We start from the raw sequence: 23,550 nt of genomic DNA on the forward strand, positions 1-23,550 counted from the left end.
GTCATTACCCGCAAGGTTTTAGGAGGTTAGGCAGTGGCAGAATCTTGTCCGGCCTGTTGCACGAAGAACGACGCACCACGGGGTTTCTGTGGCAGGCGCATATGGTTGTTGGTGGAACGCACCAAGCCACTTTCTTCACCGGCCACCAGCAGGCCGGCGTGTGTACTGGGCAACGGGTTTTCGCCGAATGGCAGCGCGTCTTCAGCGGCATAGACGCTGATGAACAGGGTGCGCGGCAGTTCGGTCTCATTAGGGCTGGAAGCATGCAAAAGACGCGTGTGCATAAAGCACACGGAACCGGCCGGGCCGTAGCAGGCGACCGGATGCTGGCAGTGTTGCGCGACCACGGCATCGTCCACCGAACCGGTGAAACGCTGATCCTGCCAGTGCGACCACAGCGGGCCTTTGTGGCTACCGGGGATCACATTCAGCGGGCCGTTCTGCGGGGTCACTTCACTGACCATCAGCAACGCGGTGACGATGTCGTCGTTGCTGTGGGGCGTGAACAGGAAGTCCTGGTGCCACTTCACCTGTGTGGCGGTGTGGGGCAGTTTCGAGTTGATCTTGCTATGGTGAAAACGCGCGCCGCTGGCGCCGACCAATTGCGCGGAAATCGCCGCCATGCGCGAGTGCAACGCCACGCGCTGATACGCCGGGGAAATCTCGGTGGGCGAACTCACCCGGCGCAACGACGGGTGATCGGCGCGGTGGTCACCCTCCAGGTCAAAGCGCGCGCGGCCATCCACGGTGGCGCCCCAGCCTTGGTCATGGCTGCGGCTCTCTTCTACCCACTGGTCGAAGTCATGCTGCAGCGCGGCCACTTCGTCCAGCGACAACACGCCTTCTACCACCAGGAAGCCGTCGCGCTGGAATTGTTCGATGTGTGCTTGCTCAATCATGTTGTTTTTTCCTGAACGTTAAAGAGATCACGCCAGCGAGACGTCCTTGAGGAACGCCTCCACGCGTGGGTTCTGGCCGCGGCGCAACACCTCGGGCGTGTCATCGCAGACCACACGCCCCTTCTCCATAAACACGATCCGATCAGAGACCTTGAACGCGAAATTCATCTCGTGCGTGACGATCACCATGGTGATGCCCTCCCCGGCCAGGGCTTCGATCACCTGCAGCACTTCATTGACTTTCTCCGGGTCAAGGGCCGAGGTGGGCTCGTCGAACAGCATGATTTGCGGGCGCATCATCAAGGCGCGGGCGATGGCCACGCGTTGCTGCTGGCCGCCGGACAACTGGTGCGGGTACTTCCAGGCATAGTCGAGCATGCCGACCTTGTGCAGCAGCGCGTATGCCTGTTGCTTGAGCGCGTCGGTGCGACCCAGGCGGTGGTACTTCGGCGCCATCAGCAGGTTGTCGAGCACGCTCAAATGCGGGAACAGGTTGAAGCTCTGGAACACCATGCCGATGTTCAGGCGATGCTCGGCGTGCTCGATGTACTGGGGCTTTTGCGCGCCCACCTTGTTCAGGTGAATGAACGGCAGGCCATTGATATGAACCTCACCATTGTCCAGTTGCTCGAGGCCGTTGAGCAGGCGGATCAGCGTGGTCTTGCCGGAGCCCGACGGGCCGATTACCGACACCACTTCACCCGGCTGAATCAGCAGGTTGACCGAACCCAGCACCTCGATGTCGTTGTAGGCCTTGTGCAACCGCGAGGCTTGCAGCGCCGCAGCGCCGTTACTTTCCGGGCGTTGCAGGGCGGTGCGCTGTTGGGTAGCCAAGGCCAGCACATGTGCATCCGGCACGCGGGAGACATTGCGCTGGTTGACGTCGAGAAAGCGCTCCAGGCGTTTGAGCAAAAAGTCGAACACCGTGACGATAAACACATAGAAGAACGCCACCGCCGCCATGGTTTCGATCACCAGGAAGTTCTGCGAGTACAGGCGCTGGCCGACCATCAGGATCTCGGTCAGAGAGATCACCGACACCAACGAGGTGAGCTTGACGATGGAAATGTATTCGTTGGCCAGCGACGGCAACGCCACACGCAGCGCCTGGGGGATCACCACGCGCCATTGGGTACCGAAAAACCTCAGCCCCAACGCCCGCGCCGCTTCGCCTTGGCCCTTGGGAATCGAGAGCAAGCCACCGCGATGGATCTCGGCCACATACGCCGTTTCGCAGATCACCAGCGCCAACAAGCCGGACCAGAACGGGTCGGCCAGCACCGCCGAGGTGCCCGGCAATGCCTGGGGCAAGTTGTAGATAAAGATCAGCAGCACCAACAGCGGCAGGCTGCGGAACAACCAGATATACCCCCGCGCCGGCACGCTCAGCAGGCCATGCTTGGACTGCTTGGCCAGCGCCAGCAGAAAGCCCAGGCCGATGCTCAACACCCAGGTCAGGGTACTGAGCTTGATCACCGTCCACGTCGCACGCCAGAACTCGGCATCAGCCAGCAAACCAAACATGTAATTCCAGTCGAATGTCATCGTCGCTGCGCCTTGCAAAAAATGAAGTGGGTCTGCCTCGATGGGATGAGAGTCGTGGCGGCGGGGTCTTGGGGTCAATTCGTAAAAGCCGGGGCACTGGGTAGGCAGAACCTATGCAGTCCTGAGCGAAGCAAAAATCCACTGTGGGAGAGGGCAAGCCCGCTCCCACATTTGCCCTGCTGTGTTCTGGAGAGAGCATGCACTGGCCGAAATGGTGCGCGTCTGAATTCGCCTCCCCGCCCACGCCATCTATTGGTGCAATCTCAGCTCACATCACTCAACACCCGCACCGCATGCGGGTCAAAAAAGCTCGGCGGCGCCATGCCGGGGATGTACTGGTCGGAGACAAACATGCGGCAGCGTTCGGCAAACGCCGACACCACACGGGACAACTGGGTGTTGCTCGCCGTGGCGTAACCCAGCTTCATCGGCCGATGTGTACCGGCCAGGCGCAGGCGGATCACGCGTTTGCCGTCCTGGGACATATTCGATTTGGGCCGCGCGTTCGCAAACGAATAGCCAATGCCATTGCCGACCATGGCGCGCACCGTTTCGAGGTTGGTGGAACGCATGATGATGTTCGGCGTGGTGCCCGCCTGGATGAACAGGCTGAGGAAATAGTCGCGGCTCCAGGGCGTATCCAGCAGCACCACCGGGTAGGCCTCGAGGTCTTGCATGCTGACCGCGGGCAAGCTCGCCAGCGGGTGATACTCGCCCACCATCACATACGGCGGCAGGTGCGCGAGGGGTTGGAAGTCGATATCCGGACTGGTCACCAGGTCGTAGGTCAGGGCGATATCCAGTTCGCCACTGCGCAGTTTTTCCAGCAGTTCCTCATGATTGCCTTCGGCCTGGGTCAAGCGCACACCGGGGAACGCACGGCCGAAACCGAATACCAATTCCGGCGTGATCATCGGCGCCAGCGACTCCAGGCATCCGACCCGCAATGGCCCGCGCACGGTGTTCAGTGACTCCGAAGCGATGGTGTAGAGGTTGCTCATCTGCTCCAGGATCTGCTTGGCCTCCAGCATCACCAGACGCCCCACCGCCGTGAGGGAAATGCCCTGGGCGTGGTGGCGGATAAACAACTGGATGCCCAACTCAGCTTCCATATGGGTGATCGCCGCCGAGATCGACGGCGACGACACATGAATGCGTTCGGCCGCAGCACTGATGCTGCCCGCCTCTCCCGACGCGACGAAATACTCCAGTTGACGCTGAGTAATACGACTGAGCATGACGCCTGCCCCTCAACAATGACTGTACGGCGAGCGTTGCAGGGTTCGTGCCGGGTCATGGGCGAGCCGATGAGTTACAGGGGCTTCGGTTTTTCCTAAGCACTACCCCGCGCAAATGCTGGTTTCGCCCGAGAGGGGGCGATGTGAAGCTGGTTTCATCCCGCTTACGACGAGCCCTTCGATATGCCTACCCACACCCGCATCCGCATGTTCAACACCAAACAGACTTATCCCAACCAGGCGCTGGACAACGACCTGTGCCAGGCCGTGCGCGCCGGCAACACCATCTATGTGCGCGGCCAGATCGGTACCGATTTCGACGGCAACCTGATCGGCATCGGCGACCCGCGCGCCCAGGCCGAACAGGCGATGAAGAACGTCAAGCAACTGCTCGAAGAGGCGGGCTCGGACCTGTCGCACATCGTCAAGACCACCACTTATTTGATCGACCCGCGCTACCGCGAGCCGGTGTACCAGGAGGTCGGTAAATGGCTCAAAGGTGTGTTCCCGATTTCCACCGGCCTGGTGATTTCAGGCCTGGGCCAACCGGAGTGGCTGATGGAGATCGATGTGATCGCCGTGGTGCCGGACGACTGGACCGTATCCGTATGAAAGCGGTGATTGCCCGTGAGCCCGGTGGCCCTGAAGTGCTGCAGGTGGTGGAACGCCCTGTGCCGGCTTTGCAACCCGGTGAGGTGCTGATTCGCGTCGTGGCGGCCGGGGTCAATCGCCCCGACCTGATGCAACGCAGCGGCTCAGCAATCCCACCCGGCGTTACCGATGTGCTGGGCCTGGAAGCGGCGGGCATTGTGGTCGCGGTGGGCAGCCGCGTGGATGAATGTGCGGTGGGCGATCGCGTGATGGCCTTGCTCAACGGCGGCGGCTACGCCGAGTACTGCGTGGCCCAGGCGGCGCACTGCCTGCCGGTGCCGGCGGGATTATCGCTGCACGCTGCCACTGCGGTTCCGGAAGCGGCGTTCACGGTGTGGCACACCCTGTTTGAGCTCGGGCGCCTGCGCAGCGGCGACAGCGTGCTGATCCACGGCGCCGCCAGTGGCGTCGGCAGCTTTGCCGTGCAGTGTGCGCAGGCTGCGGGGGCGCGGGTGATCGCCACCGCAGGCGGCCCGCAAAAGGTCGCGATGCTGCAACCGCTGGGTGTATGGCGTGCGATTGACCGCCATTTGGAAGACTTCGTCGCGGTGGTGCACGACTGCACCCAAGGACGCGGCGTCGACGTGGTGCTGGATAACGTCGGCGGCCCCTATGTCGCGCGCAATCTGGCGGCCATGGCCATGGGCGGGCGGCATGTGAGCCTGTCATTCCTGCAAGGCGCGAACATCGAGTTGGACTTGCAGGTGCTGATGCGCAAAAACCTCAGCCTCACCTCCTCCACCCTGCGCCCCAAAAGCCACGCTGAAAAAGCCCGCCTGGCGGCGTGTATCCGCTCGCGCGTGTTGCCCTGGCTGGCGGCCGGTGTGGTGCGCCCACAGATCCACGCGCAGTTGCCCCTGTCTCAAGCGGCCGATGCCCATCGCCTGCTGGAAGCCAACGCCAACGTCGGCAAAGTCGTGCTGACCGTCGCCGAATAACCTGGAGCCCGTCATGCCCCACCGCGTGTACTTCCTCAATGGCCCTAATGCCAACCTCTACGGGCTGGACAAGCACGGCACCTACGGCAACGAAAGCTTCGCCAGCATCGAAGCCCGCTGCCAACGCCACGCCGGCGAGTTGGGCCTGACCCTGGACTTTCGCCAAAGCAACCACGAAGGCGTGCTGGTGGACTGGATTCAAGAGGCGCGCCTGAACAGCGACGCCCTGGTGATCAATGCCGCCGGCCTCAGCTACAGCTCAGTGCCGATCCTTGACGCGCTGCTGGCCTTCGGCGGCCCGATCATCGAAGCGCACATGAGCAATATCTGGAAGCGCGAGCGCTTTCGGCATCACTCCTACGTGTCCAGGGCCGCCACCGGTGTGATCGCCGGGCTGGGGGCGTTGGGATATGAATTGGCGCTGACGGCGGTGGCCGAGTTGCTCAAGCCTTAAATGCGAACTCGAAAACACAGCAGACCCAATGTGGACCCTCGGTGTTGCTAATAAACCTCTTACTTTCCAGGAAACGCCAATGACCGTCGAAACCATCAACACCCTAGTAGTCGGCGCAGGCCAGGCCGGCGTCGCCATGAGCGAACACCTGTCCCTGATGGGCGTGCCCCACATCGTGCTCGAACGCCACCGCATCGCCGAACGCTGGCGCTCCGAACGCTGGGACTCCCTGGTCGCCAACGGCCCCGCCTGGCACGACCGCTTCCCCGGCCTGACCTTCGAAGGCCTCTCCCCCGAAGCCTTCCCGCCCAAAGAACGCATGGCCGACTACTTCGAAGCCTACGTCGACAAACTCCAGGCTCCGGTGCGCACTGGCGTAGAAGTGCAACAAGTAGAGCGCCACCTCGGCCGCCCCGGCTTCAAAGTCACGACCTCGGCCGGCGTGATCGAAGCCACCAACGTCGTCGCCGCCACCGGCCCGTTCCAACGCCCCTCAATCCCCAACATCGTCCCCACCACCGCACCGATTTACCAACTGCACTCGTCCACCTACAAAAACCCCGGCCAACTCCCCGAAGGCGCCGTACTCGTAGTGGGCGCCGGCGCCTCAGGCTCACAAATCGCCGAAGAACTGCAAAAGGCCGGCAAAACCGTGTACCTCTCCGTCGGCGAACACTATCGCCCACCCCGCGCCTACCGCAGCCGCGACTACTGCTGGTGGCTGGGCGCATTGGGTTTGTGGGACGAAGTCAAAATCCAGCCGAAGAAAAAGCACGTGGCGTTTGCAGTGAGTGGCTATGAAGGCGGCAAGACCGTCGACTTCCGCCGACTGGCGCACCAAGGCATTCACCTGGTAGGCGTTACCCAGAATTGGGAGGACGGCGTCATGACCTTCCAACCGGGCCTGGCCGAAAACGTGGCCGAAGGGGATCGTGCGTATTTTGATGTACTGCGTGATGCGGATGCGTATATCGAAGCCAACGGCCTGCCATTCCCGCTGGAACCGCAAGCCTGGGAACTGCTGCCCGACCCGGAGTGCCTGCTTGATCCGATCCTCAGCCTCAACCTGGCTGAAGCCGGTGTAACCACCATTCTCTGGGCAACCGGCTTCAAGTTCGATTTCAGCTGGTTGAAGGTGGATGCGTTTGATGAGAAAGGCGAGCCGTTCCACAAACGCGGAATCTCGGCGCAAAGCGGCGTTTACTTTTTGGGCCTGCCGAATCTGGTGAACCGTGCGTCGTCGTTTATCTATGGGGTGTGGCACGACGCGAAATACGTGGCGGACCATATCGTGCTGCAGAACGAGTACAAGGCCTACAAGAAGCCGGAGTGAAGGGGGAGCCGGTGAGGCGGCAAACGATAGAGATGGGGCCCAAGGAAAACGTCCTACACAGCCGCTTCACTTTGCGTAAAATGCGAGCCGTTCTCGATCAGGAAAACTCAACCCAGGATGGGTAACGCTTGAAACCGCTTGACACCCACGCGCCAAAACACGCCGACAAGGCCATCACACGACTTAAGCTCAAAGACCAACTGGCCGTAGACCCTTACAAGGGATTGGCATTGCTGGAAAGCACCCTCCTCTGTTTGGTAACGACGGCCCTTATGCTGTTCGTTGCACAAAGCGTCGGCATAACCGACACATTCAAGAGCAACGTCCTCTATAGCGGCACACTGGGCGCATGTATAGGCGCGACGTACTGGATGTACCACGACGCGGCACTTTCCGAGTGGAGCATTGCCCGGCATATCAGCCCCACTGCACTGCAAAACGCGATGCTCGCCTTGAAGTATTCCGAGACGCAGGAAGGCGTTTACTACCCGAAAAAACGCATGTTCACCCCATTCCATCGGTGCGATTCAGAGCGGATCACGCTCACCACACTGGATGGGGGCACGCGCTTCGCAGGCCCCTATTTCAAGCTGAAAGCGCTGTCGGCCAGGCTGATGGAGCAGGAAGGGATTTGAATCAACCGGACTTGGCCATTCCTACCTAACGAGCGATGGCACTTGGCCGAAGCACTGAAATGGCGACTTTTCTGACGACAAGGACGTAGGCAGTGATGACCACGCCGGCCATCCTGCATGCCCTGTGTGCGTTTTTTGCGCCATTTGAGGCTTGGACATCTTCGTCCTTGGCTGGGCGCAGGCGCTCAGGGAGCTGACCCCGATGAAGCCCGCTTGGGCAACTTCCAATTCGGACGGATGAAATGGCAGGTATACCCGTTCGGTATCCGCTCCAGATAATCCTGATGCTCCGGCTCCGCCTCCCAAAACTCCCTGGCGGGTTCAATTTCCGTGACCACACGCCCTGGCCACAGCTTGGAGGCATCCACATCAGCCGCGGTATCTTCGGCAATATCCCTTTGCTGTTCGCTCAGGTAGTAAATCGCCGAACGATAGCTCGGCCCAAGATCATTGCCCTGCCGATTCGGCGTGCTGGGGTCATGGATCTGGAAAAAGAACTCAAGAATCTGCCGGTAGGAAATCACCGCCGGGTCAAACACGATTTCAATCGCCTCAGCATGGTTGCCATGGTTGCGATAGGTGGCATTCGGCACATCGCCACCGGTGTAGCCGACTCGCGTGTGCAGCACACCGGGGTAGCGGCGCAACAGGTCTTGCATGCCCCAGAAGCAGCCGCCGGCGAGGATGGCGGTTTCGGTTGGGTTGGTCATGGTTTGTCCTTGCTGTTAATGGAGACAGGGGTAGTTATGGGGGGATGTTGGGAAATACCAAGTTGAATCGAGCAAAAACGGGGATGGCCGCTTCACTTTACGTAGAATGCGAGTTGTTCTCGATCAGGAAAACTCAACCCAGGAGGGGTAACGCTTGAAACCGCTTAACACCCACGCGCCAAAACACGCCGACACTGCCATCACCCGACTTAAGCTCAAAGACCAACTGGCCGCTGACCCTTACAAGGCATTGGCACTACTGGAAAGCATCCTCCTCTGTTTTGTAGCGACGGCCATTCTGCTGTTTGCTGCACACATCATGGGCATAACCGACACATTCAAGAGCAACGTCCTTTACGGCGGCACCCTGGGCGCATGCATAGGGCGGACTTACAGCATGTACCGCGACGCCGCACTTGCCGAGTGGCGCGTTGCCAGTCGTATCAGCCCCGCTGCACTGCAAAAAGCGATGCTCGCCTTAAAATATTCCGAGACGTCGGAAGGCGTTTACTACCCAAAAAAAAGCATGTTCACCCCATTCCATCGGTGCGTTTCAGAACGGATCACGCTCACGGTACTGGATGGCGACACACGCTTCATCGGCCCCCATCACAAGCTGAAAGCGCTGTCGGCCATGCAACTCGCTGACGAACCAGAAACGCCAGTATCCGACTCCACACCACCACGGGTGCAAGGCTGAGGAACGGTCCCGACCTGAAACTGAATCAAGCGGCGCATCGTGCGATTGATCACTACCTCAACGCGGGGGCAGAACCGCTGGAGACGCCTCCCCCGCACACGACGACGCTGTTCAGCGTTGCTGACGATGCCAGCAGTGAAGTGTTGATTGCTGATAGCTATGAGACTTTTTCTTCGATTACTGCGTTGTTGCTGGACCTATCAGATGAGCTGACCGGGAAGCAACGAGATGTGGCGTTGGCGATTCACCCGTTGAGTGAATTGGGGGTTTTGTTGGCGGGTAAGTTGATGGAACGAGAGGGAGCTGGAGCGGGCAGCTAACCTTCTACCAACTCGATAGATCGCTGAGTCTTTGTGACTCTCTTTACGAAGACTCGACGATTTTCTTTAGGAATAAATAGACCCCTCCCCTAACCCGTCTCAACGCGAGTTCGTGATCGGCAGCTTCCGTAGAGAAGCAGTCAGCCGTCGATCAATCTCGCGGACCCTGACCAGCCGAATTTTCAATACTCGCGATAAACATCCTGGCCTCTCGATTAGACCGCAGATAAACCACGCGGCAGGTTGATGGTGCAGTTGCCACGAGTTGCTGCATCTTTGCTCGCGCTGTTTTTTTCGTCCGCCACATGAATCTAAAAAACTCCGGCAGGTTCGCCAGCAGTTCGGGGCAGTTCTCGGGCAAGTCAGGCCGAGATTGACCCCGTTGGAGCAGCGTTCTGCGCAGTACGCGCAAGAATCGAAGCGTCGCCGAACGATCAATCCAAATTAAAAGATCTGCACGGGCCATCCGATTTTCCCAAGTGGCCGAATGGCCCCCTTCGAATATCCAGCAATCACGGGCCTCGACATCGAGGCAAAGCTGCGTTTTCTCGTCCCGGCTTCGTTCTATCCAACCTGGCTGCCAGTGAATAGTGTCGATATGAACGACCGGCAAGCCCGTGCGCTGGCCAAGCTCGCGCGCCAAAGTGCTTTTGCCAGACCCAGGTTGACCAACAATCATCACCCGTTGCATCGAAGCTCCTTCTCGCTATGCAAGCTGATTTTTTGGGGGTGGCGATTTTACGTCAATGCCTATATCGGTCAACAACAAGGGGTCAGAGCGACAGGCAGCTTTCGCCCAGAAGACCTCAATCAACTGGAGGGCATGGGGTGGTTGGAATGTACCAGTGAGCTGCGGAGTCGAGATGAACGTGTTTCTGCTTTCGAGGGAAGAACGGCGAATCGAGCGTACCCAATGCTATTGAAACCCAACTGGCAAACTCGCCTTGAGACCGTGACCAGAACAAGGCCGAACCACACTGCACGCAGAACTCGCGTGATACCGTCGTTGAAGATGCATAGGTTTTGATATGGATGGCGCCGCTAAGTATTTGCAGCGCGCTACGCGGAACGCTGCCGTAAGAAGCAAATGCCGCCCCATGACCTTTGCGACACTGGCTGCAATGACAATGACTCACTGCTTGCGGTGTGGTGGATAGCTCATAACGGACAGCGGCACATAAACAGCTTCCTTGGTACACCTCTGTCATACGCTCTTCCGTGCATGCTAAAACGCCAGCGTAACCGTACCGGTCTAATCAGTCGACTGACAGGTAGTGGCTAGTAACTGGCTATCATGAAGGGCAGCTATCGGCCAGAGGCGGACGGTGACAACAAAGCAAACGCCCTCAAAATAGTTAAAAATCGTCGGCGCTGAAATGTAACTTTCGATTTGGACTTGCAGTGTCTACCCTCACCATGACTGCTTTTGCTTCCGCTTTCACCTCTACCGCTTTGATGGCATGGACTTGCAAGGTTTGCAGGTCGAGCCTCAGGAAAGGTTCTCGATGCTTGGCATGGATCTGGCTCGAGTCGTAGGAATCCAGAAAAGGGAAATCGAATTCAGCTTTTTCAGTTGGTACAGCCGGCTGATTTATTTGAAGGGTATAACAAGGGTACACATCTCCGGTGTCTGGATCATAATCCACCACCTGAGCATTGAACTCAGTCGAAGGTGGATAGCCCAGCGACTCCACGCACGCCGCCTTGTGAAACAAGACAACGTTAACTCCGACCCCATCCTGTACAGAGGGGAAAATGATGCCGTCCACATTAGGTGTTTGAAGCGAAGCCAGATAGTCGGCCACCGCTTGGGTGATCAAATACTCGTGATCCTGTTCGTTTGGCATCACCGGGAGTACCAAGCGTTTGCTGAGTGTTTGCAGAAAGTCGTGACGCGCTAACTCCTTTGCATAGAGCGGATTAAAAATGCTTCCTTCACAGCGAAGACCTTCCAATGCGCGTAGATCAAGCAATGTGACTGGACGAATGATGTTGAACTTTGCCGTTACTACATTACTTCCAACTACCGGGCGAACCTCGGCTAAAGCAGATCCTAAATCAAGAGCACCATAGAAGACCGCAATTCCGGATGAGTTCATCCTGCCTGGTTTGGCAAGCCGTCCTGGAGGTGGTCCGAGTTCCTCAACCGGCTTAACTAGCGCGCTTTGCAACGATTCAGCTGAGTAGAATTCACGCGCACGATAAAGCGCAGAAATATTCTCGCCGAGACCTGCTTTGATTAGTGCCAACCCATTAGTGCGTGAGCGCGTTTTGTGCAAATCGGCGAAGACTGAGTTCAGGATTGTCAAAGCTTCCTGATTGAAAAGCCTACTTTCATGCTTCAGCGCGTGCTCTAGTCGCAACCATAATTCATCCCAATCTCCAGCGGAAGAACTCTTCCGTATGTAGTAGGAATCAAAGGCGAACTCGCATTCATCATGCGAGTCGCTTGGGTCTCGGTTATCGTATTTTACGTTGAGAATCTCAAGCACGTCGGATGCAATGTTTTCTTCACACCCTAATATATCTGCTATCACATCTAAGATGGGATCGCCTTCCCGATCCCAGTCATAATCAATCTCGCTGTCTCTATGCATCGCGGACTCGAAGGCATTCGGCTCTTCAGCGGTGCGCTCGTAGTGGGCTTCGAAAGCCGATTCGACCTGAGTCGCAAGTTCTTCAACTTCAATGCACGGAGAACTAGTTTCATCACAGTAGGAACACTTCCCGGCAACTTCAACTGCGATTTTTCCCTGCAAAAAACTTTCGCCAATGCAACCCACACAAACCCTTTTCGATTCATCGTCGTAAAAATTATTTTTCATTTCAGCCCTTCCTCGGAGTAGATCTATTCTGCTCCACAGTACGAAACCGCTCAGTCCTGCACCAGTGCCCTCGTAGGGTATTAGCTAAGACTGTATGGATCGGCAGCAAGTTAATATTTCTCACCGGAAGTACGCTGCTGATGACATTCACTTAGGGCGGACAGCAGCCACTAGCCAACGTCCGCCTTCGACCCAAGGCACTAATTGTTCGTTTTCAGCCTGTAAAAAGAATTTACTATAATCAATTTTACATTATTTCATTCAACGTGCGGTTGCCAAAGGGTGCACGCCAATATCCTTCGAGAACGTGTCCATTAGACGTTGATGCGATTTGCGCACAAGAGTCGGGTCGACTGCTGCTTTGCTAAAGCAACTCTCCCATTCGGTATTCCACTCTTTGAGCCAAGCGTCTCTGCGACGCTCGAAAGGTGTTCGAAGACAGCTATCGCGGCCCCAACCAGTATTTGTCTCGAAGCAAAGGTTCTGAAACTCGATGCATGAAGCAAAAAACTCATCGCTGAACAACGGAGCGGCAAGGTGAATCTTCTTGTCGATGATGCGCTTCATTGCAATTATATCGGGTGGGGGGATATCTCGCCAATTGCCAACGTATGTGTAGTAGCAAAGTAGATCATTGAGCTGAGGGGCAAGATCATCATATATAGCAAGACGCTTTTCAGTCAGCTTCTGACTGCGCCACTGCAGATGTTCAAATTTTTTCGTAACGCGATGGATGTAAACACCGAAAATAGCTAAAGCACCTGGCACCAAGAGGCTTGAGGTGAGCTTTGCAATTTCCAACCAACTCCACGGACCTAATTCCATAAGCACTTCCGGATTCCATTTTAATTGTTTGCAGTCGTATTTTTTTCTAAAAATTAAAATTTTAGCTTAGTATGCTTGATCCCACTGTGTGAATGTCAAAATATTCGCCAAGTAGTAATGGTGAAAGTTTGTCGTCTTAAATTTTTGAGCCCAGTAATCAAGTCGTTGCTGCTGGGTCTGGCCTATGCCCGACCATTCGACGATTACAATGTGCTTGGATTGGGCGTGTGCCGCGATCACATCATTCAAATGACTGTCTTCGCCAGAGTAGCCGAAAACAATAATTTCCTGCGACTCGTTAAGACTAAAGTTTAGATAATTCCAGTATGTCGACAACACAATTGATGAGCCGATTACCGATCGCTTATGGCGTACATGTGTGAGAACTATATGGTCCGAGCCCTCGGGAGAATGGGGGTCAAGTTCATTACGGTCTCTTTTTCGCGCTAGCCCATGGTGATCGAAAAATAAGGGGGAACCATGAAGGTGCAAGTAGTATCCAAAATTATTGTTATATAGTCGTACAAGTGCGTCAGAGCTAAAGCCAGCCCCGACCATGCCATCTACCAACGTGGTAGTGTTGTAGGCGCCCATTAAATTAGCATCTAAAAATGCACCATATAACAGTTTGTCGTAATTGAGGGTTGCTATGTGGGATTTTGTATTTCGGACAAAACGAATTAAAGGCTCTAAGAATGGTCGAGGCAGTTCGCCATGATATAAATGCAATCTAGTAGCAACTTTGTGTATGTAATTTCCGACTGCAATAGGAAATTGAAGGCCTTCTTGTGAAAGCCAATGCACATTCATTCTCTGAGATCTATTTATACTGCTAAGAGTTTTACAGGCAGAAATTACCAGGTGCAGAGGGTCGAGTTGGTCTTCTCTTTGAGGTATTGCGCCGACGGCCCCCATGCACTGACTGATTAAGTCTTTATGGATGTCTGATATAGCAAATGGATCATTCCATACGTCAGCCATTGCATTTGTGAGTGAAAAATGGCGTGGATCCAATGCCATTCCTAGCCCGTTTCCGAAAACTAAAGTCTTTCTAGGCATCCTTACCCTCTCTGCTTCGTTCGTCATGTGTTTTGGGCAGTAGAGGCATGTTGCCATCCATTGCCGCGTTTAGGGAAGGGCGGAGAAGACTGAAACGTCTCTGATTTTATAGACGCATCTGACTGGCTCCTTTTGGCCGAAAGCACCCTGTCAGTAATAGGAAAACTCCCCACCCCCGCGTCCATCCGTCGCATCCCCCACCCTCCAGTCCCCACCCAACCTGCCGATAACCCTACTAACCGCATGCCTACCCCTGCATCACCACTCGATCGAGTCCACCACATGAACCCACTCTCCCTTCTAAAAAAAGCCCGGGCCGATCGTCAAGGCACCGCCACGCTCACCAGCACTGCCAACGACCTGGACGCCGCCCTCACCGCCCTGCGCATCGCCCCCACCCTGATCACCGGCTTTATCTCGCCGCATCTGGACATCGACGCCATCGCCGCCAAGCTCAAGCGCCGTTTCCCCCAATCCACCATCAGCCTGTGCACCACTTCCGGCGAACTCTGCAATGCGCCCAATTCGCTGTATTGCGCCACCGGCGAGCGCTGGGACCGGGTGGTGTTGCAGCTGTTCGACGACAGTCTGATCGCCTCGGCCGAGGTGGTGATGGTGCCGCTGGAGTGTGAGGACATTCGTGGCGGCGGTAAGCGGTTGGGGATGCAGGAGCGCATTGCCAAGTTGGTGGGGCATATCAAGCGGGTGCAGGTGCGCACGCCGATCGATCATCGCGATACGTTGGCGTATGTGGTGTTCGACGGGTTGTCGGCGTCGGAGTCGTTTTTTATGGAGGCGCTGTATGAGTCGGGGCGGTTTCCGTGTTTGTTTGTAGGGGGATCGGCCGGGGGTAAGTCGGATTTCCAGAAGACGCTGATTCATGACGGTCAACGCAGTTATCAGAATCATGCGCAGATTGTGTTTGTGAAGACGGCGGCGCAGGTGCGATTTGGGGTGTTCAAAAGCCAGAATTTCAAACCGGCGGATTTGACCTTCAGTGTGCTGACGGCCTCGGTGGAGGACCGCACGATTGACCAGGTGATCGACAGCGCCGGCAATATCAAGAGCATGGTGCAGGCACTGTGTGATGCGTTTAATTGTGCGCCGCAGGCATTGGAGTCGAAGCTGGCGGATTATTCGTTTGCGATTCGGGTGGGCAGTGAGTTGTTTGTGCGGTCCATCGCGCGTATCGACTTCGAGCAGCAGATCGTGCAGTTGTTTTGCGACGTGGCGCCGGGCGAGGAGTTGGTGATGGTGCGGCGTACGCCGTTGCGTGAGGCGACGCGCCTGGACTATGAACAGTTCCTGCGTGGCAAGGGTGGCCAACCGGTGGCGGGGATTTTGAATGACTGCATCTTGCGTCGGCTGAACAACGGCGCCGAGTTGGGCAGCATGGCGGGGACGTTTGGCGATGTGCCGTTGGCGGGATTCTCGACCTTTGGGGAGATTCTGGGGTTGAACCTGAACCAGACGCTGACCGCGATTTTCTTCTTTCGGGTGGCCAAGGGCGCAAGTTTCAGTGACGAGTATGTGGACAATTTCATCGCTCATTACGGCGAGTTCAAGGCATTTTTCCTACGCCGTCAGGTGAAGAAGCTGGCGGGATTGAACCATGTGGTGGTCAAGCAGATTGCGGCGTTCAAGAACAATGATTTCTCCAACACCCTGAACACCCGTGGGCTGGACAACAATATCCTGCCGGTATTCGAAGGCCTGGCGGACTTGGGCCAGGTGCTGGCCCAGGCTGAGCAACAGCAGGAAGAAATCGCGGCGCAGCTCAAGCATTACTCCGGTGAGTTGCACGCGTCGATGGATGACTTGGTCAGCACCATCGACCAGCAGAACAGCGTATCGGCCCAGGCCGGGGCCACGGTGGAGGGGTTGTCGAGCCAGGCGGATGTGGCGGTGGAAGGTGCGCGCACGCTGGCCGGGTCGAGTTTACGGATCCAGTCGATTGTGCAGGTAATCCAGCAGATCGCCGGGCAGACCAACTTGCTGGCGCTCAACGCGGCCATTGAAGCGGCGCGCGCGGGCGACTTGGGCCGGGGCTTTGCAGTAGTGGCAGACGAGGTGCGCAAGCTGGCGGAAATCACGCGTAAGAATGCGGCGGAAATTGGCGTGGATATTGACCTGCTGTCGAGTGAGATCCAGCGGGTAGCCCAGCAGATTGAAGACCAGTCCACCGGTGTGGGCGCACTGCGAGAGATGCTGGACGCGTTGGAAGCGTCCAGCCGTGCGACCGAGGGCACGGCGCAGCGGACGAAGACGATTGCGGATACGTTGACGGGGTTGACGCACGCGTAGGCGTTATTGAAATCGTCAGCTTTGAAATCTCATTGAGGCATGAGGACTGTGCGGTGCCTTAGGGCATCGCTTATCAAGTCCTCATAATTATTGGTTTTTCATCAGCATGAAAAAATGGCCGGGCCAGACTCTTCGCATGGCGAACGCCTCACGGTCACCGACAACACAGTCCGCGAAGTAGCTTTTGGGCGATTGGCGGACAATGTCGTCCAAGACTGAGCGTTGTGATGTCTGACTGTCGAAAGAGGCGACCGGCTTGCTTATCCGGCCAGTGGTTTTGTCCAGTGTGTAGCCTTCTGCCTTGCCGTGTTCGGTGAGGGTCCAAACGCCGTTGACGTTATCCGTGAGTGCCTTGAAGGGCGGTAGCCTGACGTCCTTGTTGGTGGTTTGGACAATATGGTCCTCGTACCTGACTTTGTGGTAGGTGGCGAACTGGCTGGCGAGTGGGGGCTGATCAGCCCCTTCATTAGAGAATTTTTTTACCATCTTCTCCAGGAACGGTATGCCACCAATGTTTGTAAACGCACCTTGGGCCGGGTCCAGAATGTGTCGCAAGAAACCCTGGTCGATACGGGTGCTGTTGATCGCCGAACCCTCCAGGACGCTTGACGCGATTGCGGCGTCCTCTGGCTTGAAATCGAACGTCACCTGATACCCTTCCCCGTCATAGCGAACGTTACTCCCCCCGAATTGAAGGCCGTCGCTGTAATGACGATAGGTACCGAGTGCTATGGCCACGTGATCTACAAAACGCAGGTCAGCACCCTCCGCTGCGGCGTAAGAGTACATATCCGAGATCAAGGCACGATCCTCAGGGTTGAGGAAATCGGCGTGGTTTTGAGTGCCGTTATAGACGGTGGCAGGTGGCTTGGCGACCGGCGGTTCACCCCCCCCGTACAAACGCGAAACCAGGTGATCACGCCCATTTGCAGGTTGCAGTTTCGGGTTGGCAACCATTGGGGTTGCGGTTGCTTGCAACTCTTCCCACGCTGAACGTCGCTCATTGAGCGTGAAGGCACCGCCAACGTCCTTCGCAATCAGGCTGAGCTGATCGCGCGCAAGCCCTTTGAAAGGGTTGCTGTCAATGCCATCGACGAAGCCGTTGGCCTGCCGGGCCCGAGCCAGGAGCTCCGGGTTATCGGTATTGGGAAGCGCTGCACCGTGTTGTTTTTTGTTGGCAATGTAGTTATCGCCGGTAATCGAGTGGAACGGGTTTTCGCTCTCCGAGCCCGCGCGTTTTTCAGCACGCGCTGCCGCTTCGCTCAACTGGTGAGCCAGGATTGAGACGGTGCTGTTGGTAACTTCACCGTTCAAAGTTGACGCGGCAATGGGCTCTTCTTTATCTGACGAAACCGCAAACACGGGCTCGGCGTTGGAAGTACTACTTGTTGCCATACGATTAGTGGCTGACGACGCATGAAGATTAATAGATATCATGGATCACTCTTCCTAAATAGGAGGACAGCGCCGCTGCCACATCATTAATATCATTGTTTTCCATGTAAAAGAGCCAAAAACCCAAACGGACAAAATACTTTTCAGTTGATTAATAGCTATATTTTAATACGACTGAATCGACGCCAGCAGGACGCGTATAGCGAGGTGTGCCCCCGTATACATCATGATAGATTCTAACTCGCGAGCCATTACCAAACGACTGAGTGTTAAAATCCTGCACTGTGCCAGACGAACGCGGAGTGATTCTCCTGCAATCCTCTTGAGAGCTGAAGGGCCTTGAATAGCAAAGCCTCACGTCCTCCCTGATGCTGTCAGGGTAAAACGTTGTACTCCATTGAATTTCCACTAACTGTTTGGGATCAATGAGCGTTCCTGGGGTAAAGTCCGAGCTAACAACACTGAAACTCGCAAACCCTACACCCGGATGAGTATCGGAATTGGATAACACCAATACGGGACTGGGGTCCCCAGACTTTGAAATAGACCTTTCCTCCGCAACGACCACCCCACTAGCCAATACCAGCAGAGCAGTAACAAGGGCACGCACAGGCTTGTTTGCATTTACGGAGCAACGAATCACTATCGAGCCACTCATAATCACCACCATCGCTTGAGGAGTTAATACGTAAGAGCCCAATGGATCCAGCGGTAAGAATCACACTTCTACCATTGCACGATTCATTAACCGTAGAAACCCACGCACTTCCTAAAACATTGAAGGACAGCTCTGTAATACTAATAAGTAGGAATACGCAGGTATTTTCCTAATCCCGCATGCCCGCTATTTAATTTGGGCTTTGTAAGGCTACTCAGGCGAGTCAAGCAGGCTGAACAGATTGTTCATCCAGATCGCTCGCTTGGGGGGCGGATCGTCGCTGTCGGCAAGGGCATCCATAAGGGAGCGACTCTGCGCGGAACCAACAGAGGTTTCCAGGATGAAGCCCTGCTGAGCTTCATCCTCTGGAGGCATTGTTGGTCGATGCAGCTTGCCGGTAGCGGTGTCCAGCGTGTAGCCAGCGGACTTACCCAGTTCGGTCAAACTCCACACGCCATTAACGTTGGTGGCAACTACCTTTGAGGGCGGCAGTTTGGTGTCCGTGTTCGTCGTGACCAGGACGTTGTCCTTGTTTTCGATCCGGTTGAAGGTGGCGAATTCGCTGCCGAGCGCGGCTTGTGAAGCACCTTCAGCAGAGAACTTGAGCACCATCTGTTCAAGGAACGGTATTCCGCCGATGTTGGAGAGAGATCCGTAGTCCGGGTTCAGAATATGCCTTAAGAAGCCTGGGTCGATACGGGTGCTGTTGATGGCCGAACCATTAAGAATGCGCGAGGCAATAGCCGCGTCCTGCTCCTTGAAGTGGAAGGTGATGCGATAACCCTCCGAGGTATAGCCATTGTTGTGGCTCAGTTGCTGACCGCCGTCGCAGAGATGTCGATAATGGCCGAGCTGCCAGGCCAAGTCATCGACGAAGGCCAGATCAGCACCTTCAGCCTGCGCGTAAGCGTACATCTGCGAGATCACGGCACGATCATCGCGGTTGAGGAAATGATAAGAGCTCTGAGTTAGGTTGTAGGAGGTCAATGGTGGCTGGGCCACCGGCGGTTCGTAGTTGCCGAACACGCGAGCGACCATCAGAGCATGGCCGTCAATCGATGCCTGACTCGCGCTGCTCGCCTGGGCGGGTGCCGTAGATTCCATCTCTTGCCATGCGGCACGGCGTTCGTTGGTGGTGAATGCGCCGCTGTCGTCATGGGCGATCAGGATCAACTGATCACGTCCCAAGCCCTTGAAGGGGTTGCTGTCGGAACCGTTGATGAAGGCGGTTGCCTGTCGGGCGCGGGCCAGGAGCTCTGGAAGATCGGTGTCTGGCACCTCGGCGTCATGCTGCGCTTTATCCGTAAGGTAGCTGTCGCCGATGATCGAGTCCGGCGGATCGGCGGGTGCCTCTGCGGTGCGGGTGTCGGCGCGCACTGAGGCTTCGCTCAACTGACGAGCCAAAACCGATACGGTGTGGGGCGCACTATCAGTGTGTGTAGCGGTAGATGCACCAGCCGTGTCTGCCGTTGTCTGCATTGCTGGTGAGGTTGCGGCATTAACCGGACTGCTAGCCAAGCGATTGTTAGGCACTGAGGAATAAGCGTGGATAGTTGCCATGAGAATTCACCCTGTAGAGGCGGCTAAAATCTTACCAACTGCACGTTTTTATTTATCAGAGCAGAGGTCACCGTAATAAGTGACCCTTGCACGGTATTACGAGTTAGTACCTATATCGAAAAGTCACTGTATCAACGCCAGCAGGACGACTGTAGGGTGGTGTGCCCCCTAAGACATAATGCTTGATGACAACACGTGATTCGTGATTGAAACTCTGGGCATTAAATTCATAGTAACGCCAGATGAGTTAGGAGCGATATCCACGCAATTAGGTTGAGAACTATAGGGGCGAAAGTAACAGAGTTCGACCTTTGAATTGGCACTTTCAGGGTAGTACGTTGTACGCCACGCGATCTCTAGTAACTCTTTCGGATCAGGCAAAGTACCACTGGGAAAGTCCAACGAATTCGCGTAGAAATTGGCTAATCCAACACCCTCATTGGACAAAACCAGCACAGGACTTGGCGCATCATCTTTAGTGAAAGATCGCTCTTCAGCCAACGCCAAACTAGCAGACACAAATAGCAAGAGCGCAAACAAAACGAGCATGAACTTACGAACATTCAAACCAAGCATTAAAGTCAACATCTCGATTGGAATCTTCATAACCCTCACCTTATTAATCAACGGTAGGAAGTACGGCACTACCGTCGCACGCTTTTTTAACCGAAGTAAGATAGCAACGTCCTAAATTCACGAAAGAGCAATCTGTAATACTAATAAGTAGGAATGCGTCGGTAACGTCCTAGTCCCGCCTCCCCTCTACCAAAACCGCTTGTTTCAGGTCATGCTTCGCCGCTCATTTCAAGGACGATAACAACAATGAAAACCGCTCTACGCGCCCTGTTCCTGATTTGCCTCACCGCTCCCGCCTTCGCCGCCGAAAACCTCGTCGGCTTCAAGACCACCACCCTGCCCGATGCGCAAAACAACCGACCACTCGAACTGGTCGTCTGGTACCCCGCTACCACCACCACCCAACCCAAGCTGATCGCCGACAACGCAGTCTTCATCGGCGCCCTCGCCGTACCCGATGCACCACCCGCCAGCGGCGAACATCCACTGGTCGTGCTCTCCCACGGCTACGGCGGTAATTGGGGTAAACAGACATGGCTGGCCAGTGCGTTGGCCCATCAGGGCTATATCGTCGCGGCGGTCAATCACCCCGGCACCACCACCAAGGACCGCAGCCCGCAAGCCGCCGCGCAGTTATGGCAGCGCCCGGCGGACTTGAGCCGTGCTATCGATGCAGTGTTGGATCAGCCCACGCAATTCGGCGCGGTGGCGAACAAACAGATCGCCGCTGTAGGCCATTCCCTCGGCGGCTGGACCGTGCTGGAAATCGCCGGTGCACGCTTCGATCCTGACCTGTTCGCCAAGGAGTGCAGCACCTATCCCAAGCTGGGCGGTTGCATTGGCTACCACGAGATGAATCCCGCTGCCACGCCAGAGGGCAAGGCCAAGCTGGCCGCTGACTTGAGCGACAAACGCGTCACCGCCATTGTGTCGTTGGACCTGGGCCTGTCGCGCGGCTTTACCGACGCCAGCCTCGCCGCATTGCCGGTGCCGGCGCTGGTGATTGCGGGGGGTGTGCCAACGGAAGATATGGCGCCTGAATTGGAGTCCGCCGATATGGTCCGGCGGATGGCAAAAGCTTCGACGCAGTATGTGGAGATCGCCGACGCTACCCACTTCAGCTTTATGTCGATCTGCAAGCCGGGGGCGATTGCGTTGATTGAAGAGAGCTCGCCGGGGGATGGCATGATTTGCCGGGATGGCGAAGGCGCTCGGGCGCGGGGAGTGATTCAGCAGCAGGTTGTGGGGCTGATTACTGGGTTTTTGAGTCGGTCGTTTCGGAACTGATTAAGGCGGAACACTCAACTCAAAGTGGTATGGATGGGAGCGGCCCAAGGTCCTCACATCGATACCACTGATGATTACTATCGAACCGCTCGCCTATAGGCCGACCAACGGCCCTTCCTATAATCGCTTCCCACTTCTTCTTCCCATGCGCCTGGCCTCAGGCGACATCCCCCCTTGGAACCCAGCATCATGCCAAGCGCCCTCCAGGCCCCCAGCGGCCGTCCCGAACATAATCAACAAAGTGTCAAACAGCAGTGGCTGGCGATTCTCTCGGTCGCGGTAGGTGCCTTTGCCCTGGTGACCAGTGAATTCCTGCCGGTGGGCGTGCTCAACGATGTCGCCACCGACCTCGGTATCAGTGCCGGCCACGCGGGTTTGATGGTGACGCTGCCCGGCATCATGGCCGCCCTCGCTGCACCGTTTCTGTCGGTGAGCATTGGCACGATGGACCGTCGTTATCTGCTGATCGGCCTGACGCTGATCATGATCATCGCCAACTCGGTCGTGGCCTTTGCCAGCGACTTCAACCTGCTGCTGTTCGGCCGTGTATTGCTGGGCATCAGCATCGGCGGTTTCTGGGCCACGGCCATTGCCCTGAGCGGTCGCCTGGCGCCCAAGGGTGTGGGCGTAGCGAAGGCGACTTCGATCATCATGATGGGCGTGACCCTGGCCACCGTACTCGGCGTGCCCGTCGGCACCTGGCTCAGTGGCCTGATGGGCTGGCGCATGACGTTCCTGGTGACCGCGCTGGTGGGCATTCCGGTACTGTTGGCGCAGATGTTCCTGCTGCCAAGACTCACGCCGGAGAAGGCCATTCGCATCAGTGATCTGCCGGCTTTATTTATCAACCCACAAGCGCGGGTCGGATTGATCGCGGTGTTGCTGATCGGGCTGGCGCACTTTGCGGCCTACACCTATGTCGCGCCGTTCTTCAAACACAGCTCTGGCTTCGACGGGCCGACCATTGGTTCGCTGTTGCTGCTGTATGGCGTCGCAGGCGTGATGGGCAATATTTTTGCCGGGTTCGCGGCTAACCGCAGCGTGCGCAATACCTTGCTGCTGGTGGCGTTGATGATCGGCACCAGCACCGCGCTGTTCCCGTACTTCGCCACCGGCATGACCGGCGCGGCGATGCTGATCGCGCTGTGGGGCTTTGCCTTTGGCGCCTTCCCGGCGTGCGCGAGTATCTGGATGTTTGTGGTGGCGCCCAAGGATGTCGAGCGCGGCATGCCGCTGTTCGTGGCGTTGTTCCAAGTGATCATTGCCCTGGGCTCGTTCTTTGGCGGGCAGATCGTCGACCAGATGGGCAGCGCGGTGCTGTTGAGCCTGGCCACGGCGCTGGTAGGTTGCGGGTTTGTGACGGTGCTGGTGTTGGGACGCAGGGTCAGCAACAGCTTGGCGGCGCAGCCTTGCTAGCCATTGGCTGCGATTTTTAAGCTGGTATCATCCGGGCACGTTTAACCCAGGTAGACACCCATGAATCGCCAGAAAAAACTGCAGCAACTGTTCAAGGCCAAGGCCAAAAAGGCCAGCGCCAAATTGGCGCCCAAATCCAAGGACAGGTACATCAGCAAAGCAGAGCGGGAAAAACTGGCGGCTGAAGCGGATCAGGCGCCAAGCGTTTCCCCGCAAGACTGA

General features: G+C 56.5%; 23 protein-coding genes. 11 read left to right on the forward strand and 12 right to left on the reverse strand.

Annotated elements, in window-relative coordinates; all coding sequences use genetic code 11:
- Positions 1-26: 26 nt before the first annotated feature.
- The 3 genes from LRO94_RS19455 to LRO94_RS19465 form a co-directional block, all read right to left on the reverse strand.
- On the reverse strand, positions 27-899 hold the full coding sequence (locus tag LRO94_RS19455; protein ID WP_032885895.1) for a phytanoyl-CoA dioxygenase family protein: 873 nt from the start codon (positions 897-899) through the stop codon (positions 27-29).
- A gap of 27 nt (positions 900-926) precedes the next feature.
- Positions 927-2,444, reverse strand: coding sequence for an amino acid ABC transporter permease/ATP-binding protein (locus tag LRO94_RS19460; protein ID WP_179178679.1), 1,518 nt, complete (start codon positions 2,442-2,444; stop codon positions 927-929).
- A 263-nt stretch (positions 2,445-2,707) separates the two neighbouring features.
- On the reverse strand, positions 2,708-3,682 hold the full coding sequence (locus LRO94_RS19465; protein WP_032885896.1) for a LysR family transcriptional regulator: 975 nt from the start codon (positions 3,680-3,682) through the stop codon (positions 2,708-2,710).
- A gap of 183 nt (positions 3,683-3,865) precedes the next feature.
- On the opposite strand from LRO94_RS19465, the gene LRO94_RS19470 reads away from it, so the two are divergent.
- From LRO94_RS19470 to LRO94_RS19490, 5 genes are all read left to right on the forward strand, one after another.
- Positions 3,866-4,294 (forward strand): RidA family protein, encoded by a 429-nt coding sequence (locus tag LRO94_RS19470; RefSeq protein ID WP_179178678.1) that lies wholly within the window; start codon positions 3,866-3,868, stop codon positions 4,292-4,294.
- Positions 4,291-5,271 (forward strand): NAD(P)H-quinone oxidoreductase, encoded by a 981-nt coding sequence (locus LRO94_RS19475; RefSeq protein ID WP_179178677.1) that lies wholly within the window; start codon positions 4,291-4,293, stop codon positions 5,269-5,271. Before LRO94_RS19470 ends, LRO94_RS19475 begins: the two co-directional genes overlap by 4 nt.
- 13 nt (positions 5,272-5,284) lie before the next feature.
- Positions 5,285-5,725 (forward strand): type II 3-dehydroquinate dehydratase, encoded by a 441-nt coding sequence (locus LRO94_RS19480; protein ID WP_032885898.1) that lies wholly within the window; start codon positions 5,285-5,287, stop codon positions 5,723-5,725.
- Positions 5,726-5,804: 79 nt separating this feature from the next.
- Positions 5,805-7,058: a flavin-containing monooxygenase gene (locus LRO94_RS19485; RefSeq protein ID WP_179178676.1), complete on the forward strand. Its 1,254-nt coding sequence runs from the start codon at positions 5,805-5,807 to the stop codon at positions 7,056-7,058.
- A gap of 128 nt (positions 7,059-7,186) precedes the next feature.
- Positions 7,187-7,693, forward strand: coding sequence for a hypothetical protein (locus LRO94_RS19490; RefSeq protein WP_179178675.1), 507 nt, complete (start codon positions 7,187-7,189; stop codon positions 7,691-7,693).
- A gap of 185 nt (positions 7,694-7,878) precedes the next feature.
- On the opposite strand, the gene msrA is transcribed toward LRO94_RS19490, so the two are convergent.
- A complete protein-coding gene (gene msrA / locus LRO94_RS19495) occupies positions 7,879-8,403 on the reverse strand; it encodes a peptide-methionine (S)-S-oxide reductase MsrA (RefSeq protein ID WP_099603095.1) in 525 nt (174 codons plus the stop codon).
- Positions 8,404-8,557: 154 nt separating this feature from the next.
- Between msrA and LRO94_RS19500 the strand changes: the two genes are divergently transcribed.
- Both LRO94_RS19500 and LRO94_RS19505 read left to right on the forward strand, forming a co-directional pair.
- On the forward strand, positions 8,558-9,103 hold the full coding sequence (locus LRO94_RS19500; RefSeq protein WP_179178674.1) for a hypothetical protein: 546 nt from the start codon (positions 8,558-8,560) through the stop codon (positions 9,101-9,103).
- A 14-nt stretch (positions 9,104-9,117) separates the two neighbouring features.
- Entirely contained in the window at positions 9,118-9,423 is a 306-nt protein-coding gene (locus LRO94_RS19505) for a DUF6124 family protein (RefSeq protein ID WP_233897082.1), read from the forward strand.
- A gap of 151 nt (positions 9,424-9,574) precedes the next feature.
- On the opposite strand, the gene LRO94_RS19510 is transcribed toward LRO94_RS19505, so the two are convergent.
- The 5 genes from LRO94_RS19510 to LRO94_RS19530 all read right to left on the reverse strand — a co-directional run bounded on the left by LRO94_RS19510 (position 9,575) and on the right by LRO94_RS19530 (position 14,132).
- Positions 9,575-10,114, reverse strand: a complete 540-nt coding sequence (locus LRO94_RS19510) for an AAA family ATPase (protein ID WP_179178673.1) — start codon at positions 10,112-10,114, stop codon at positions 9,575-9,577.
- A 115-nt stretch (positions 10,115-10,229) separates the two neighbouring features.
- Complete coding sequence (locus LRO94_RS19515; RefSeq protein ID WP_179178672.1) at positions 10,230-10,631, reverse strand: GFA family protein; 402 nt, start codon at positions 10,629-10,631, stop codon at positions 10,230-10,232.
- Positions 10,632-10,778: 147 nt separating this feature from the next.
- Positions 10,779-12,248, reverse strand: a complete 1,470-nt coding sequence (locus LRO94_RS19520) for an RES domain-containing protein (protein ID WP_179178671.1) — start codon at positions 12,246-12,248, stop codon at positions 10,779-10,781.
- A gap of 261 nt (positions 12,249-12,509) precedes the next feature.
- A complete protein-coding gene (locus LRO94_RS19525) occupies positions 12,510-13,073 on the reverse strand; it encodes a hypothetical protein (protein ID WP_179178670.1) in 564 nt (187 codons plus the stop codon).
- Between the two features lie 66 nt (positions 13,074-13,139).
- Entirely contained in the window at positions 13,140-14,132 is a 993-nt protein-coding gene (locus tag LRO94_RS19530; RefSeq protein ID WP_179178669.1) for an SIR2 family protein, read from the reverse strand.
- A 282-nt stretch (positions 14,133-14,414) separates the two neighbouring features.
- Between LRO94_RS19530 and LRO94_RS27950 the strand changes: the two genes are divergently transcribed.
- Positions 14,415-16,436, forward strand: a complete 2,022-nt coding sequence (locus LRO94_RS27950) for an FIST N-terminal domain-containing protein (RefSeq protein WP_179178668.1) — start codon at positions 14,415-14,417, stop codon at positions 16,434-16,436.
- A gap of 87 nt (positions 16,437-16,523) precedes the next feature.
- Here the strand turns inward: LRO94_RS27950 and LRO94_RS19540 are convergent, their stop codons facing one another.
- From LRO94_RS19540 to LRO94_RS19550, 3 genes are all read right to left on the reverse strand, one after another.
- A complete protein-coding gene (locus tag LRO94_RS19540) occupies positions 16,524-17,873 on the reverse strand; it encodes a hypothetical protein (protein ID WP_179178667.1) in 1,350 nt (449 codons plus the stop codon).
- 826 nt (positions 17,874-18,699) lie between these two features.
- The gene (locus LRO94_RS19545) at positions 18,700-19,866 is read right to left on the reverse strand and encodes a hypothetical protein (RefSeq protein WP_233896875.1); all 1,167 of its coding nucleotides are present in this window, start codon (positions 19,864-19,866) and stop codon (positions 18,700-18,702) included.
- Positions 19,867-20,217: 351 nt separating this feature from the next.
- A complete protein-coding gene (locus tag LRO94_RS19550; RefSeq protein WP_179178665.1) occupies positions 20,218-20,655 on the reverse strand; it encodes a hypothetical protein in 438 nt (145 codons plus the stop codon).
- A gap of 216 nt (positions 20,656-20,871) precedes the next feature.
- Between LRO94_RS19550 and LRO94_RS19555 the strand changes: the two genes are divergently transcribed.
- The 3 genes from LRO94_RS19555 to LRO94_RS19565 all read left to right on the forward strand — a co-directional run bounded on the left by LRO94_RS19555 (position 20,872) and on the right by LRO94_RS19565 (position 23,550).
- Positions 20,872-21,912, forward strand: a complete 1,041-nt coding sequence (locus LRO94_RS19555) for an alpha/beta hydrolase family protein (RefSeq protein WP_179178664.1) — start codon at positions 20,872-20,874, stop codon at positions 21,910-21,912.
- Positions 21,913-22,101: 189 nt separating this feature from the next.
- Positions 22,102-23,328, forward strand: a complete 1,227-nt coding sequence (locus LRO94_RS19560) for an MFS transporter (protein ID WP_179178663.1) — start codon at positions 22,102-22,104, stop codon at positions 23,326-23,328.
- Positions 23,329-23,388: 60 nt separating this feature from the next.
- Positions 23,389-23,550 carry a DUF2986 domain-containing protein gene (locus LRO94_RS19565; protein ID WP_081797666.1) on the forward strand — a complete coding sequence of 54 codons (162 nt, stop codon included), beginning with the start codon at positions 23,389-23,391 and terminating at the stop codon, positions 23,548-23,550.

The sequence above is a fragment of the Pseudomonas sivasensis genome, assembly GCF_021391435.1.
GTDB classification, from domain to species: Bacteria; Pseudomonadota; Gammaproteobacteria; order Pseudomonadales; family Pseudomonadaceae; genus Aquipseudomonas; species Aquipseudomonas sivasensis.